This is a genomic window from Pseudoalteromonas sp. OFAV1 (assembly GCF_021532595.1).
Classification (GTDB): Bacteria; Pseudomonadota; Gammaproteobacteria; order Enterobacterales; family Alteromonadaceae; genus Pseudoalteromonas; species Pseudoalteromonas lipolytica_C.
In genome coordinates this window covers 37290-52204 of the sequence record NZ_JAKGBG010000018.1, presented here as the reverse complement: position 1 = coordinate 52204, position 14915 = coordinate 37290, and the positions used below count along the sequence as shown (strand labels likewise).

10 protein-coding genes are annotated in these 14915 nt (G+C 39.6%); 7 read left to right on the top strand and 3 right to left on the bottom strand.

Annotation, left to right across the window (positions count from 1 at the left end):
• Positions 1 to 42: 42 nt before the first annotated feature.
• On the top strand, positions 43 to 3801 hold the full coding sequence (locus L1267_RS11910; RefSeq protein WP_235382958.1) for a TonB-dependent receptor: 3759 nt from the start codon (positions 43 to 45) through the stop codon (positions 3799 to 3801).
• Between the two features lie 345 nt (positions 3802 to 4146).
• Positions 4147 to 4482, top strand: a complete 336-nt coding sequence (locus L1267_RS11905; RefSeq protein WP_138558180.1) for a hypothetical protein — start codon at positions 4147 to 4149, stop codon at positions 4480 to 4482.
• Positions 4483 to 4924: 442 nt separating this feature from the next.
• Here L1267_RS11905 and L1267_RS11900 read toward each other — a convergent pair whose 3' ends face one another.
• Positions 4925 to 5746: a hypothetical protein gene (locus L1267_RS11900; RefSeq protein ID WP_235382957.1), complete on the bottom strand. Its 822-nt coding sequence runs from the start codon at positions 5744 to 5746 to the stop codon at positions 4925 to 4927.
• A 266-nt stretch (positions 5747 to 6012) separates the two neighbouring features.
• On the opposite strand from L1267_RS11900, the gene L1267_RS11895 reads away from it, so the two are divergent.
• Both L1267_RS11895 and L1267_RS11890 read left to right on the top strand, forming a co-directional pair.
• Entirely contained in the window at positions 6013 to 7824 is a 1812-nt protein-coding gene (locus L1267_RS11895; protein ID WP_235382956.1) for a GGDEF domain-containing protein, read from the top strand.
• A 180-nt stretch (positions 7825 to 8004) separates the two neighbouring features.
• Positions 8005 to 8481, top strand: a complete 477-nt coding sequence (locus tag L1267_RS11890) for a hypothetical protein (protein WP_135926760.1) — start codon at positions 8005 to 8007, stop codon at positions 8479 to 8481.
• 3 nt (positions 8482 to 8484) lie between these two features.
• On the opposite strand, the gene L1267_RS11885 is transcribed toward L1267_RS11890, so the two are convergent.
• A complete protein-coding gene (locus L1267_RS11885; RefSeq protein ID WP_235382955.1) occupies positions 8485 to 9690 on the bottom strand; it encodes an anhydro-N-acetylmuramic acid kinase in 1206 nt (401 codons plus the stop codon).
• Between the two features lie 258 nt (positions 9691 to 9948).
• On the opposite strand from L1267_RS11885, the gene L1267_RS11880 reads away from it, so the two are divergent.
• The 3 genes from L1267_RS11880 to L1267_RS11870 all read left to right on the top strand — a co-directional run bounded on the left by L1267_RS11880 (position 9949) and on the right by L1267_RS11870 (position 14066).
• A complete protein-coding gene (locus L1267_RS11880; RefSeq protein ID WP_235382954.1) occupies positions 9949 to 12684 on the top strand; it encodes a TonB-dependent receptor domain-containing protein in 2736 nt (911 codons plus the stop codon).
• 163 nt (positions 12685 to 12847) lie between these two features.
• Entirely contained in the window at positions 12848 to 13843 is a 996-nt protein-coding gene (locus L1267_RS11875) for a hypothetical protein (protein ID WP_235382953.1), read from the top strand.
• The gene (locus L1267_RS11870; protein ID WP_235382952.1) at positions 13833 to 14066 is read left to right on the top strand and encodes a helix-hairpin-helix domain-containing protein; all 234 of its coding nucleotides are present in this window, start codon (positions 13833 to 13835) and stop codon (positions 14064 to 14066) included. Before L1267_RS11875 ends, L1267_RS11870 begins: the two co-directional genes overlap by 11 nt.
• Here the strand turns inward: L1267_RS11870 and L1267_RS11865 are convergent.
• The gene (locus L1267_RS11865; protein WP_235382951.1) at positions 14063 to 14908 is read right to left on the bottom strand and encodes an SMP-30/gluconolactonase/LRE family protein; all 846 of its coding nucleotides are present in this window, start codon (positions 14906 to 14908) and stop codon (positions 14063 to 14065) included. The two genes, L1267_RS11870 and L1267_RS11865, sit on opposite strands and share 4 nt — an antisense overlap.
• Between the last annotated feature and the right edge of the window lie 7 nt (positions 14909 to 14915).

Genomic DNA, 14915 nt, shown 5'->3' with positions numbered 1-14915 from the left:
AACGAGTCAGATTAAAATAATAACAAATTTGAAAGGTGCAAAATGAAAGCTCTTCGCTTATCTAAAATGACCATTGCAGTTCAGTCAGCAATGCTATTGACTGCAAGTATGTCAATGCCAACCTTTTCACAAGAGGTGAAAAAGGACTTACCCACAAATAAAAATTCAGAAAAAAATCTCAAAGATGAAGAAATCGAAGTTATTCAAGTAACAGGTATTCGCTCATCTTTGCGTGAGAACTTGAATAACAAACGATATTCAGATGTTATTGTTGATTCTATTAATACAGAAGATATTGCCAAAAACCCTGATAAAAATATGGCTGAAGCGTTGCAACGTGTGGCTGGGGTACAAATTGAGCGACAATTTGGTGAAGGCTCGAAAGTGTCTATTCGTGGCACGTCACCCGAACTAACCAATACCCTAGTTAATGGTCAATCAGCCAAATCAGCATCCTATTTACCAGGCCAATCAGAAAGTAATGCCTTTGATTTTTCAAATATTCCAGCAGAGCGTGTTTCTAAAATTGAAGTCCATAAATCAGCCCGTGCCGACCTTGATGCCGGTGGTATTGGCGGCACCGTCATATTACATACTAAAAAACCTTTGGAACAAGAAGATGGCTATGGGTATTTTAATGTTGAATCAGAGTATAACGACTCTTCAAAGAAGTATTCACCACAAGTATCAACAGCCTATAACTTTGTCTCTGAAAATAAAAAGTTTGGCGCTTCAATTAGCGTAAGTCATCAACAACGCAAGGCATTTCGTACCGGTTTTGAATCAGATGGTATTGCTGGTAATGAAGGCGCGATCAGCACAGGCTTTGCACAAACAGATGCAATAGAGTGTCCAACAGAAGCATGTGCGAGCAGCGATATCAATCTGCGCCATATGAATAATCATGCCCTAATCATTACACGTCACATGGCGTTAAATGGTTATACCTACGGTGACTTAGAAGCAGTCGCAAATAATGGTGCTTATTGGCCAACAGAAGATCCCAGTAACTCTGGTGTATGGAACAACTATACACAAAATTGGGGGCAACTCGATGAAGTGATAGACCCAACTTATATTGACCCAGTATGGGGGCTTTTTTGGGGTAGCAGAAGAGAAGCAGGGTTAGGTCAAACTCCTGCTAGAACATTAGGTAACATGGTCTACGCGCCAGCTTTCTCAACCAATGAAAGCCGCCTAGATACAACTTTAAACTTTCAGTGGGCACCTATTGATAACTTAAGTTTAAACCTAGAGATAAATCAGAATAAATCTGATCGAGATAATAAAAATGACAATTTATATGCTCAACCACACCGTATTGTACAACTGCTGTATAGCAACGAAGTGCCTGGCATCGATCCCCGACTCGTGATGGATCCTGAACGCGATATTGTTTTATCAGCAACCTACCCTATTGATGGCACAAATTTAGTTCGCGGTGCAGGCATGGTCTGGGATGGTAACAACTATTACGATGGCGATATTCGATGGGGTGAAATGATCCGTCGCGACTCAAACGATAGAAGTGGCACCGAAACTGAACAAAATCGCTACCATCTTACTGTTGATTTTGAACACGATGACTTTGTAATGAAGTTTCAAGCTGGTCACACAGAAGCAGAGAGTACCGTACTCGATCGTGGAACCACACTTGCCAGTCGTTATGGGGATTACGAAACGCTTTACTCAGGTGACGATGCATCTTTAAAAATCCCAACTTATGAAGGGGTCAATTTAGGGTATGGATATAACCCCGATACCGGCAAAGTATATTGGGGGCTTGAGGCTGACCCATCACTAACAGGGCAAGCGCTTATCGATGCACAACAGCGCGCTAAAAACTTCTTGCTTGCGCCTACTAACGAGTTTTATTTACTAACGGGTGGCTTAAATAACTCTGCTCGCTACCGTGAAAACACCGAAGATTTTCTGCAAGGAGATATTACGTGGTCTTTCGAGAATGACTTTTATATTGATAGCATCAAATTTGGCGCTAAGTATCGCGATATAGAACGTACACAGCGCTACTATACAGAAGGAGCGCGTTTTCATGGCTATGCAAATGAATCAAGTGAATTCCCTCTCATTCTAGCAGAGCAAATTGTAGGTGGTACGGTATCTGGCTTAGACTCTGCGGGTCATGATATACCTAATGAATATTTTGATATCGACCAAGCAAAACGTGACTCATTGCTCAATGATCACTTTTTATTACTCAATTCAGAAGGCACACCGAATGAAGGTGCTTGTGTAGATGCAATCGCAAACTCAGCAAACCCTGAAAACTATTATGGCTGTCGTTCTGGTTTAACTGAATCGGCAGGATCAGCCTATAAAGTAACTGAAGAATTACTAGCCTATTATGCAATGGCAAACTTCAGTGGTGAAAAATTCAGAGGTAATGTAGGTATTCGCGTAGTCGACACACAACGAGAATCTGTCGGTAATGAAGTGGCAAAAGATGAAAATGGTCAGCTTCTTTCATACCCTATTGATGAAACCGATCCAAATTATGTCGCGGGTCTTGCTGGTTTTAATCAGTATTCGCCGCTTGTGCAAAAAAGTAGTACTAAAGACTATTTACCAAGTTTTAATATTGCTTATGACCTTGCTGACGATCTTGTTCTAAGAGCCGCCGCGTCAAAGAATATTTCTCATCCGAGCCTTACTCAGCTCAGAAGTAACTTTAGCTTAGTAACCGAACGTTACCGATTCTATACTGACGGTAGACAGCAAGATTTAACGCCAAATGGAGATGCTGAGCGCCTACCAATGGATTCGCAGCGCCGAGGATCGGTTGGTAATCCAAACTTAGGTTCATATTCATCAGTCAACTCTGAAGTAGGCGTAGAGTGGTACTTTGCTGAGTCATCTATTTTTGCCATTACAGCCTTTCAAAAAGATATTAAAGATATGGTGCGATCATCATCTCAAGTTCAAGACTTAAGTTACCTAGGGGATGAAGGGAAAACAGATGATAACGGTTACTCAATATACGGAGACTACGTTGTTAGTTCTTACTTCAATACAGGTGAGCAAAAAGTAAAAGGGCTTGAATTTCAGTTACAACATGATTTCGGTAATGGTTTTGGTGGCTTAATTAATTACACTTATACAGATGTGCCGGATCAAAAGTTCAACACCTCAACCTTTTCATATGAAATAGCTGATATGACTGATACAGAAACTCATTTGAGTGATCCGTCTCAACGTGAGTACTTTGAAGTTACTGGGTTTAATACTCAAACAGTTAGTCAAACAGAACCTATGTTTGGACAGTCACAAGACACCCTCAATGCATCTATTTATTTTGAAAATGACACTTTTTCGGCACGGTTGTCATATAACTATCGAAGTGAATTCGCCAATGCCAGCTTTACAGACGGTATTCGTTACACTGATGCACGCCAACAACTCGACTTCAAAGCGACCTATCAAATCCTAGACAATTTAGTAGCAAGCTTTGCAGTAACAAACTTAACCAATGAAAATGTTGTGCAATACATAAAAACATCACAAATTGTTAATGACCCAGTTATTAATAAAATGAAATGGATCGACGAGATTGGCGAAGATGGTGTCGCAACAGGCAATCGCGTTGTCGCTAAAGATGAAAATGGCAACAATATTATTGAGTCTTCTGTCTCAGGAGAAGAGGCCTTTGCCATTTTATCGCAAGCAAGTGGTATTCCTGTTGAAGAGTTAAAACCTTATTACCAAAATCATTTAGATAAGATATTTGTTAATGAGTGGACTAATGGCCGTCGCTACTATTTAGGCATAAACTGGACCTTTTAGCGATTATTTTTCTATTAAGTGGTTATTAAAATAGCCACTTAATAGTTTACATCTAGCCTTCGCACCTCATTTACAGCAACTCGATTAAAGTAACTACTCAATACTTGTTAATCATCTGCAAAATAAACAAACCTGTTCTAACGCCCAACCATCAATTTAACTTTTAAAAAAGAAATTCTTTAAGCAAATAACCCACTACAAAAAACTTAAGCCATTATTTAGCAATACTTATTTTCTAAATCCTCAATAAAACAATAATAAAGAAGTAAGACCAACTGGATAACCTAACATCTTTTTGCTAAATTAATTTGAACCATGGAGTGGGATTTAGTTAAAGGAACAACAATGAACGAATTTGATATTTTCATTAAAAATATTGTTTTAAATTGCATACGTGAGCAAGGTAGCTGCAGTGATCTTCATGAAGAAGATGAACAACTAACTTTCTATGTGAACATAAACAGCAGCGATAAGTTATGCTCCCAGAAACAGTTTAAAATAACTTACCCAATTAGTTACTCAATTGAGTCTGCACTTAGATACGAAATCGATTTACTTAGATACCTAGATTCAGGTGAAATAAGAACCCCTTTTACATCAGATATTATTGAAGTGCTAAAATCAGAGCTTGAGTATTTTGTATCAAGCAGCAAACCGCAGGGTGAGTACCATATTTGTTGATACCTGAGTGATAGCCTGATAAAAAAAGTTTTATCAGGCTATCACTAATCAAGTTACTGCCATAAATTTGGAAACACAAAATGCTTTCTTGCTGTAGCAGTGACGTGGATCATTTTTATTGTATACGCGCAATCAAATGGCAAGCTCTTCATTAATCTAGCCAAACATTGCCGGTTTGATGTGTCCAAAATATAGATGCTTTGCCATCACTACGCTGATAAAAATGCTTTACCTTTATCAGATGACTAACTTTTGAAATGACCTTTATATTGCCTTTAACAAACGCAATTACTCGTTGCTGTATTTTAAGTTTGCTGGTTCTTCCTGCTAAAGACTGCTAAGTGAAACTTTTAAACACAAAACAAGGATGCTTTGATTGGCTATTTTCAAACATCCTCATTGTGTATTCCAATTAATTCATCAGCTTATTGGTAAAGTAATTTTAATTTGTTTGGTAATAAAAGCTTGTTTTAGAGAGTGGTTTTATTATGTCGTACTCTAGGCCAAAAGCATTTCTATCACCGCTTTTAGGTATAGTGTATTTGTCTAAAAGGACTACTCCCCAATGATTATCGCTAAGGCCACCAAAGATCACATTGACGCTGTCATACTCATCTTTTGTAATAGCTGCAACCTTATACTCAACCATTAAATCTCTGAGTTCTTGTGTATCAGCTGATAGCTCCATCAAGTTTGGCTCTGCATCAGGGCTTAGAATTTTATAATCGGCAGAGGGTACAAACCCAGCATATTTTGATGGTGTATAACTTATTAATTGGGTGGGAGAATAAAAAGTATTGTTAACACGGTACACGTGCGGCGCAGATTGCTGGACAAGTTTTAAAGTTTGGCTATTTTTAAATGCCAAAATTTCTGCCTCCGATACATCTAAAAATGACCGAATTAACTTAAGTCTTTGTTCAGTACACTTTTCTTTTTTACAAATAACTAAATTTGGAAGTTTTGTTCCAACTTGCTCTTTAACATTTAAAAACTGGCTACCAAGCACACCTAAGTTAAAGTTAGTGAACGCTTGCTTATCTTTGTCATTTTTAAATTTAGTGGCATGAATATCAAAGATGCTAAACGGATAAAAAGAGGGTAAGTAGGCAAGCTCTAAATCGGTTTGCGGCATCATTTCATCCATGTGCTTTAATACCGCGCGATATTCTTTATCTATTTCATCATTAAAATAGTCTGGTCTTTCAGCCAGTGCTGTAACAGAAAATAAAAAAGCACTACAAAGTAATATTTTGTTTAACATGAAAAAATAAATCCTTTTGATTAAAACTATTTTGAAAACCATACCATTTGGGTAAAAAATTACATAATTTTCAGTTGAGCCACTTTCAAGCTTGAAAGAAAATCAAAACAGATTAAAGCATTAAATTATTTATATTTTTTCAACATTAAATCTTACAAGCAACAATTTCATTATGCTAAGCTAGCTGCAATTATAAAAAAATATCATTGATTGGTATCAGAGTAGCTGTATGGAGTAATGATCAGATGATAAGGATATTGTGCATATTGCTATTTGCAACCAATGTGGCTGCAAATGATGTTCAGAGTGAAATCAACCGTGTTCTTCACGGTTATACAACATATTCTGAATCTGTCGAAATTTTAGCTAGATTAGAGCAGCAAATACCTTATGCAGATGTGCAAGATGATGCGCATGTAATGGCATTTAAATGTTGGTTTTCTAATACATCTACTCCTAGCGGGCTTAGTGAATATAAACATTTTCTAGAAACAGCCAAGCCAATCATCCAAAAAGCAAATAATATTACCTTAAAACATGAGCTTGCTGTCTGTGAAGCAAATCAAGAGTATACACAAGGTCATTATCAAATAGCTCTTGAGCACTTAAAGCCTATAATCAACACTACATCAGTAGAAAAAACAACCTCCCCTAAGCAATTATCAACCATCGCTACTGCTCACATTGTACTTAACCGAATTCAGTTAGCTAAAGGCAACTATCAAGAGGCATTCGACTCTGCAAAAACTGCTTATCAGTTATTTGAAAAAGCAGGTAACGACTACGAAAAAGCACTCGCATTAAAAGAAATCGCCGATATTCACATAGCGTTGTACAACTATGAACTTGCAATTGAACAATTGCAGCGTGCTAAGTTAGCGCTATCGAAATTTAATGAGCAAGAGCAATACAAGGTACTCGATTTACTCGCGTATGCTTATGAAGAAAAAGGCGACTTAATAAAGGCGGTTGAATTATACGAGTCGATTAAAAAAGATGTTCGTCGTTTCGAAAGTGATAATGGCTATGCTTACATATTAATAAAGCTGACAGAACTCAATATAAATTTAAACAGGTTATCTCAGGCAGAGCCATATCTAACTGAGCTAAAAACACTTTCTGTTGATGACAGTTGGATTTTGACTCTTTACAACTTCACTAAATCAGAATGGTACTTGGCTACAGCTCAGTTGCAAGCAGCCGTTACATCTCATGAGAAGATAGCCGGGCAACAACAATCTTGGCCCGAGAGCTTACAGGAGCGCTATTTAAATTTAACCTCACAGCTTGCCGCTGCAACAGGAGATACTTTCTTACAAATAACATCTCAGCGGCAATTAATCGATTTAATAAATAAAAAACAGCAGGCTTTAGCAAATAACATGCTTATTTCTGCCAGATTAAACTTTAACTATGAGCAACAAAACCGCGAAATTACTCGTTTAGAACATGAGTCAAAGCTACAACAAAAGCTTTTAGCAGTAGCCGAAGATAAGTCATTTTGGCAAGGCTTAACGGTGATGATAACTTGCGTATGTTTACTGCTATTCGCCATTTATACCTTCAAACAAGTTCGCCAGAAAAAGTATTTTGAAATACTCGCTTTAAAAGATGAGCTTACCGGCATACCGAATCGAAGAGCTATTCTAAATTTAAAACGAAGCGTCATGCTGCAAAACAAACTCAATAAACAAGTCAGCTCTTTGATTTCTATCGATATTGATTATTTCAAAGCGGTCAATGATCAATACGGTCACGATATAGGTGATGAATTAATCATATCCATAGTCAATACGATTGTGCACACAGTCCGTTGCTCTGACCGGGTAGGTCGTGTTGGTGGCGAAGAGTTTTTAATTGTGCTTGAGAATCAATCTTTAGAAAATGCACAGGAGATTGCTGAGCGTATTAGGCTTTCTGTTGCCGAAAAGGAGCATACCTCATTATCAATAAGCGCTACTGTTAGTCTGGGTGTCATTGAAATTGCACCTAACGAAACAACGGAGCAGGCCACGAAAAGGGTTGATTTACACCTTTATAAGGCAAAAGAAGGGGGACGAAATACTGTTTTCTCTTAACTTTTGTAGGAGTTCAACAACAATCAAATAAATAGACTTAGGTTTTAATAAACAAATTAAACATTCAACTTTGTTCTGATTTTACGATAAATAATACTTAATATGACAATAGTCATAAATCTGTAATTTAATTAATTCATAATTGGCGCTAATTTAATCACCTAATGTAATGAACAAGTAATGGACAGTGCCTTGGTGCAACTTTCGTTTGCACTCCCCTCTAATGAAGACCCTTTATGTGCAGCGCTTGCGCATACTATGGAATATGAACAATTGCATTTTGCTGCCAATGAGCAAAAGCGTGTTGTATTTTGTTGTGTGCTACCTGACGATGCTCACGAAGGTGATGTGATCTCTATTAGTGCAACACGCCCTGATGCCCGCGAGTCTGCCTATTTTACTGCGTACACGTTAACACAACACGATTTAGAACAGCACGTGATCAGCCTTACTTTAGAAAATGTCACGCACAGTGGCGAATTTGTGCTGCAATTAATGCTGCATGGCATGCATGCAACACTTAAAGACAGCGCCCAATTCGATGTTAGCATTGCTGCAAGCACATCAGCAGAGCTTTTAACTAGCGAGCAAGCTAAAAACCAAGGTCTACGCCGTTACATCAGCAATATTGGCGCAACCTTTTTAGCTTTTTTTTAGGGTCTAGTCAGCAAAGCTAATTTTACCCATGGTAATATCGGGGATCCCTTGCTCGGTATTACCAAAGCGTTGTTGCCCACCCGACAAGCATTCGTTCGCTAAAATAGCAAATAACACAGCCTCTTTTGCATCTGGATTTATACCTAACGAGTCAGTGTTATTTATTACAGTAAGCTCTGGGCAATGAGCCAAAATAATCTTCATTAATAATGGATTATGAACCCCACCACCACTGGCGTATACAGCCACATCAGTTAAGCCTTCACTGCATTGGTTAATTGCCTTGGCAATCATGACTCCTGAAAACTGCACTAAAGTTGCCATAACATCAAAGTGCGATAACGCTTGCGTATTTGAACGTGCTTGTGCCGCTGCTAAATAGTCTAGATTGAACACTTCTGGCCCGGTGGTTTTTGGAAACCCTAAACCAAAAAATGCATCATCACACAGCGCAGTGAGTAAAGCTTCATTTACCGCGCCTTTTGTTGCAATAGCGGCATCTTTATCATAATGAAGGGGTGCAAAGTAACGCTGTACATAGGCATCCATAATGGTATTGCCTGGGCCAATATCAGAGCTAAAAACCGCTCGTGGATCAGCCGATTTTGGCAAGTAGGTTAAGTTTGCAATGCCGCCCATGTTTAACAATATGCGGTTTTCACTGGTACTTGTGAAGTATAAATAATCACCATATACAGCAAGCGGTGCACCTTCACCACCCGCTGCTATGTGTTTTTGTCTAAAATCACCTATGGTGGTAATGCCAGCAGTCACTGCAAGGTGATCGCTATCGCCAATTTGTAGCGTTGCATTGTCATATTCTGGGCGCTTATGTTGGTTTTTAGGGCAGTGATAAATTGTTTGACCATGACTGGCAATCACATCTATCTGCTCATTTTCGACCCCCCAAGAGGCTAACGTTTTTGCGACCATTTCACCATGTAACTGGCCAATCCATGGGTTGAGTAAAGTGACTTCTTCAAGGTCGCACTCGCGTTTGGCGAACACTCGTTTTACACGCGTTTTATAATCATCGTCATAATCAACGGTGGTAAACTTTAATACTTCTACATGGGTGTTCATACCCTGCCCTGATACTTCGCATAGAGCGATATCAAGACCATCTAACGAGGTACCACTCATCAGACCAATAATTAATTTTTTTTCTTTTTTTGCGCTTAAATACAGTTTCTCAATATGTTGATGCATAAATAAATCACTTAAAATCAGCTTATTAGATGTAAATAAGCGGGTTGACGACTTGGAATAGTTTATATTTTAAAATAATAGATTTAAAGAATAATTATTGCAAAGATTTTTAAATTGCTTTAAAACTGTACCAGTGTTCTCCCCAAAAGGAGAACACGACGTATCATAACAAAAAGTATGACTCTTTAAATTAACTAAATGGTCTAGGTAGTAAACCAACCTGCGTTGATTTAAATGATAAAACGCAAGGGAATCATCATGAAAGCAAAGACAACAACCGGACATCGCTCACTATTGCTGCTCTCGCCTTTAGCTCTAGCTGTAAGTTCAGTAATAAGTTATGCCCACGCAGAAGACGCCGAACAAGTTAAAAAGCCTGAGGTGATCACTGTTACAGGTTCACGCATCCAACGAACTGAGCTGGTTTCAAGCAGCCCTGTCGTAAGTGTTGATGAAGCACAAATTCACTTAGATCGCGCAGTGAACGTTGAAGATATTACCGCAAAACTACCACAGGCTGCAGCAGGTGCTAACAGCACAGGTGCAACAGTGGGTGACTCTTTCGGCTCATCAACCATTGATTTACGTGGCCTTGGCCAAAACCGCACATTGGTGCTGATTGACGGTACTCGCGCCGTACCATTTAGTTTTCGTAACTCGGTTGACGTAAATACCATTCCTGCCGGATTAATTAAACGCGTTGATGTATTAACTGGTGGTGCAGCAGCGGTTTACGGTGCCGATGCCGTAGCTGGTGTTGTTAACTTTGTTTTAGACGATGATTTTACTGGCGCTGAATTCTCAACCAGTTACGAAAGTGCCGACGGCGGTAACGAAAAGCTTAACTTTGAAGCTATTTTTGGCGGTGACATTGCCGATGGCAGCGGCCATGTAACTGGCTATATCGGTTATACTGAGCGTAAAGAACTATTAGCCGGCGAGCGTGACTACGCGCTTGAAAACTCAACAAGCATGATCAACAGCGGTGGTTATTATACTGACGTTGCATCTGGCAATAGTATCGGTATTGCTGATTCTGGTGCTGTAACAAGTGAGCGTCAAACAGCTGATTTCACTCCTGATCGTTATTTAACTCAACCAATGGACCGTTTTTCTGCGGGCTTATTATTCGACGTTGATGTCAGCGACAGTGCCATTGCTTATGGCCGCGCAATGTATTCTAAAGTGACCGTAAATGGTGCTGGTGCCAGTGGCCAAACACCGATTTTTGTTAACGAGCAAGTAACCCTAACGCAAGACAATGCATATATTCCTGATGAACTACGCAACCAACTGACGTTTGACAGTGAAGGCAATGCCCTTGTTAATGTTGAACGTAACCTAGGTTTAGGTGTGCAACACACCGAAGCGGTACGTGATTCAATGCAATTTCAACTAGGTTTAAAAGGTGATATAACAGACTACCTATACTATGACGTATATGGTCAGTACGGTAAAACCGACGAAGTAGCCACCATTTATAATAATGCGTATCGCAATGATAACAGTGGTAATAGTCGCTTTGCAGCCCTTGCAAATTCAGTGGATATTTTTGATCCCAACCATGATTTCAGCGACTTTAGCGATCCGCTGCTTTATACCACTCGCGACCGTACTCAAAGTGTGATCTCAGCAACACTATCGGGTGATTCTGGGTTCTTATTTGAATTACCAGCCGGTGCTATCGATTTTGCAATCGGTTATGAATACCGTAAAGAAACCGGTAAACAAACACCGGGCGATGCATTTAGAAACGGTACCAGCTTTGCGTCTATCAGCGCATTTGATATGGATGCAAGCTTTAGCTCAGAAGAGTTCTACGCTGAAATTTTAGTGCCTATCTTAGTTGATAAACCTTTTGCTGAAGAGCTTAGCTTTGAAGGTGCCTACCGTATTTCTGATTACTCAAATACCGAAGCAGAAGACACCTACAAACTAGGTATCAACTGGGCAATTAACAGCGATATTCGTATTCGTGCAAACCGCTTAACCGCGTTTAGAGCACCTAACTTAGGTGAGTTTGCCAGCCCAATCACAGCGCTATCGTTATCATTATTTGACCAAAATAGCGATCAATTTGTACCACGACTAGCAGGGCGTTATAACGGCGATCCATGTTTACTTGGTACCGGTGATGCGACCCAATGTGCTGCGTTTGGTGCGCCGCCAGTTGGCACTGAGTTCGACTCAAGTACAGCAAAATATACCTATGGTGGTAACCCAAATATTAAGCCTGAGCAAGCCGAGTCAGATACATTAGGCATTGTTTACACACCTAGCTATTTAGAAGGCTTTGACTTATCACTCGATTACTACAGTATTCGCGTAACAGATGCGGTAAGCCAAATTCAGCCAGGTGCTGCGCTACAAAGCTGTTATGTTGACGACCCGAACCCGAACAACCCATTGTGTGGAGCGGTACTTCGCGATCCAAACACCGGTTTCATTAGCACAGCTATCGTTAATGACTTTAACTTAGCCGCAATTGAGCAAGAAGGTATCGACGTTGCAGCAAATTATGTCATTGATGCACCAAAGCAAATGGGTGGTCGTTTTAGATTCTCGTACCAAGGTAACTTTGTTACTAAACAAACGCGCCAAAACAACAGCACAGTGCCTGAAGTTGACTGTAAAGGAACTTATGGCAGTGCCTGTTCGGGTGACTTTGCCAGTGTTTTACAAGCTGACTACAAACACCGAGCAAGCATTGATTGGCAGTTAGATAACATGAACTTCCAACTTGGCTGGCGCAGAATTGGTGAAGTAGAGTATGCTGTTGACCGTTCAGAAACAATTTCAGCACAAAATTACTTAGACTTTGCCGCTGCATGGCAAGTTAATGAGGAACTTGCTGTTAACTTTGGTGTCGATAACTTATTAGACCGTGAACCACCAACACCTGAAATAGGCGCAAACCACTTTAACACTGTGAGTGATTATAGTGTGATTGGCCGCTCGGTCGGTGTTTCACTAAGATATGCTCCAAGCTTTTAATTAATCCTACTGTTTTAGCTACACAGGATTGATCCCCTCAAGCGCACCCTGCCCGGTGCGCTTTTTTATTTTAAACAGGCAGTCATATATCAACAATAAAAAAGGGACAGCGTTTAGATTGTTGGTTATGATATGAGCAACAAAAAGCAGCAAGGAAGATGTAATGCTCAAATCAATAAAGTCAAAAATCCCATTTATTTTCCTGATTAGTATTAGTCTTTTTTGGGGTATGTATTACCAAGGTAGCCACCCATTAAATGACTTTGGTAAAGCAAACTTTGAATGGTTATACCTACTTGATGCACTGATAGTATTACCTGTACTTTGCTTAATATTAATTAAAAATAAGAAAGAAGCGGCTTTTAAAGCATTGATGCTGTGCTCACTCGCGATTTTAGTGGGGAGTTACATTATTCCCGAACAAAACAAATTTTTAATGAATTACTTAGAGCAAGGTCGTTACGGGCTTTTAGCTTTGATTGTAATTTTAGAGCTAAGTGCTCTCATTACTGTGTACCTGGCAATAAAATCCGCTTTAGGCAAGCAAGCCGATCCAGATATAGCTATAGAAAGACCAATTAATAAGCTTTTCAAACAAAGCGTAATTGCAAACTTTTTATGTTTCGAAACACGGATGTGGGCTTTCTTATTTTACGCTAAACACATTAAACCAAGCTATTTCACTGGTGAACAACATTTTAGTTACCATAAAAAAGATGGATCACAAGCTAACTTACTTGGCTTTATTTTTATTATCTTGTTAGAACTGCCACTGATGCATTTATTTTTACACTTTGTATGGTCATCATTAGCAGCAAACATTATCACTGGTTTAACTATTTTTAGCCTTTTATTCTTTACTGCAGAGTATCGAGCGGTCGCAAAGCGCCCTGTTTCAATTAGTAAAACGCAACTCATTATCCGCTATGGGCTATATCCTGCTTACAATATTGCTTTAGAAAATATCAAAACCATTGATTTAAATGCCGATTTCATTTCACGCGCTCGAACAATCAAGCGCTATAATTATTCAGGTTGCCCAAATATTAAAATCACGCTCATTGAGCCTATTGGTGATATCAACATTGTTTTTCTAGGACTAGATAACCCTCATCATTTTAAAGACTCAATCAACAAGGAGCGAAAAAATGCCATTTAACCAGCAAGAACGCAGCGCGCTTTTAGCGCTCAAAGGTGTGGGGCCAACGGTGATAAAACGGTTTGAAGAAATCGGTATTGAATCGTTTGAGGAGTTAGCCGGGTTTGATGCCAACACCATTGCTGAGCGAGTAGCATCAATGCTGCATTCAAGTTGTTGGCAAAATAGCCCGCAAGCGAAAGCGGCAATCAACGCCGCTATAACGCGAGCAAAGCAAGGCTAAAGCTCAATCACTTCTATTGCACCGCGCTTTTGCATGGTGACATACACTTTGCTTTGCGTATCGTTAAAGGTCAAATTAGTTGGATGCTGGCCTTTTAATTGGTAGCTATTTAATAGCTTGCCGGTAGGCGATACTTCAAGCACCTTTCCAGCACCGTAACGAGTGATAAACACATGTCCTTGATTATTAACGCGCATGCCGTCTAAGCCATGCTCAGCAAACTTAATCAAAACTTTTTTATTGCTAATGTTTAAGTTCTCATCTAGGTCATATTGCCAAACTACTCGCTGCACACTCTCGTTCACATAGAGCTTAGTGTTGTCGTTATTAACGGCAATACCATTGGTGGTGCCCATGTTTTTTTCGAGTAAATGCGTGCTGCCATCTGCATTAATACGCCAAAGTTGGCCCGTTTCGTTCGTCCAATTAGGGTCACTTGCAAACAACGCACCGCTTTGGGTGATAGCAATGTCATTGGGTTGATTCATGTTGCTATTATGGGCGAACACTTCTGCTTTATTGCTGCCTGCAGGTACTTTTAAAATATTGTGATTCACGTAATCGGCAATAAATAAATTACCTTGCGAGTCAAACTGTAAGCCATTACCAACGCTGTCATTTGGTAGCCGTACAAATAACGATGTTTTGCCCATGTTATCAACGCGGCCAATGGTTCCTTGCTGGGCATAGTTCACCGCGTACAAGGCACCGTTATACATGGTTGGTCCTTCAACGCCTTGAGTAAAAACGTTATCTTTAACAAAGTCTTGGCTATCTATCGCTAGCGCAGCAGGCGAGCAAATAAGTGCGCTCAAAACGAAAAAATGACGCGTTGATTTCATGGTAATC

Excerpts from the sequence above, each read along its gene's own strand:
- L1267_RS11910 (WP_235382958.1), top strand. The coding sequence starts at position 43 with ATGAAAGCTCTTCGCTTATCTAAAATGACCATTGCAGTTCAGTCAGCA.
- L1267_RS11905 (WP_138558180.1), top strand. The coding sequence starts at position 4,147 with ATGAACGAATTTGATATTTTCATTAAAAATATTGTTTTAAATTGCATA.
- L1267_RS11900 (WP_235382957.1), bottom strand. The coding sequence starts at position 5,746 with ATGTTAAACAAAATATTACTTTGTAGTGCTTTTTTATTTTCTGTTACA.
- L1267_RS11890 (WP_135926760.1), top strand. The coding sequence starts at position 8,005 with ATGGACAGTGCCTTGGTGCAACTTTCGTTTGCACTCCCCTCTAATGAA.
- L1267_RS11885 (WP_235382955.1), bottom strand. The coding sequence starts at position 9,690 with ATGCATCAACATATTGAGAAACTGTATTTAAGCGCAAAAAAAGAAAAA.
- L1267_RS11880 (WP_235382954.1), top strand. The coding sequence starts at position 9,949 with ATGAAAGCAAAGACAACAACCGGACATCGCTCACTATTGCTGCTCTCG.
- L1267_RS11875 (WP_235382953.1), top strand. The coding sequence starts at position 12,848 with ATGCTCAAATCAATAAAGTCAAAAATCCCATTTATTTTCCTGATTAGT.
- L1267_RS11870 (WP_235382952.1), top strand. The coding sequence starts at position 13,833 with ATGCCATTTAACCAGCAAGAACGCAGCGCGCTTTTAGCGCTCAAAGGT.
- L1267_RS11865 (WP_235382951.1), bottom strand. The coding sequence starts at position 14,908 with ATGAAATCAACGCGTCATTTTTTCGTTTTGAGCGCACTTATTTGCTCG.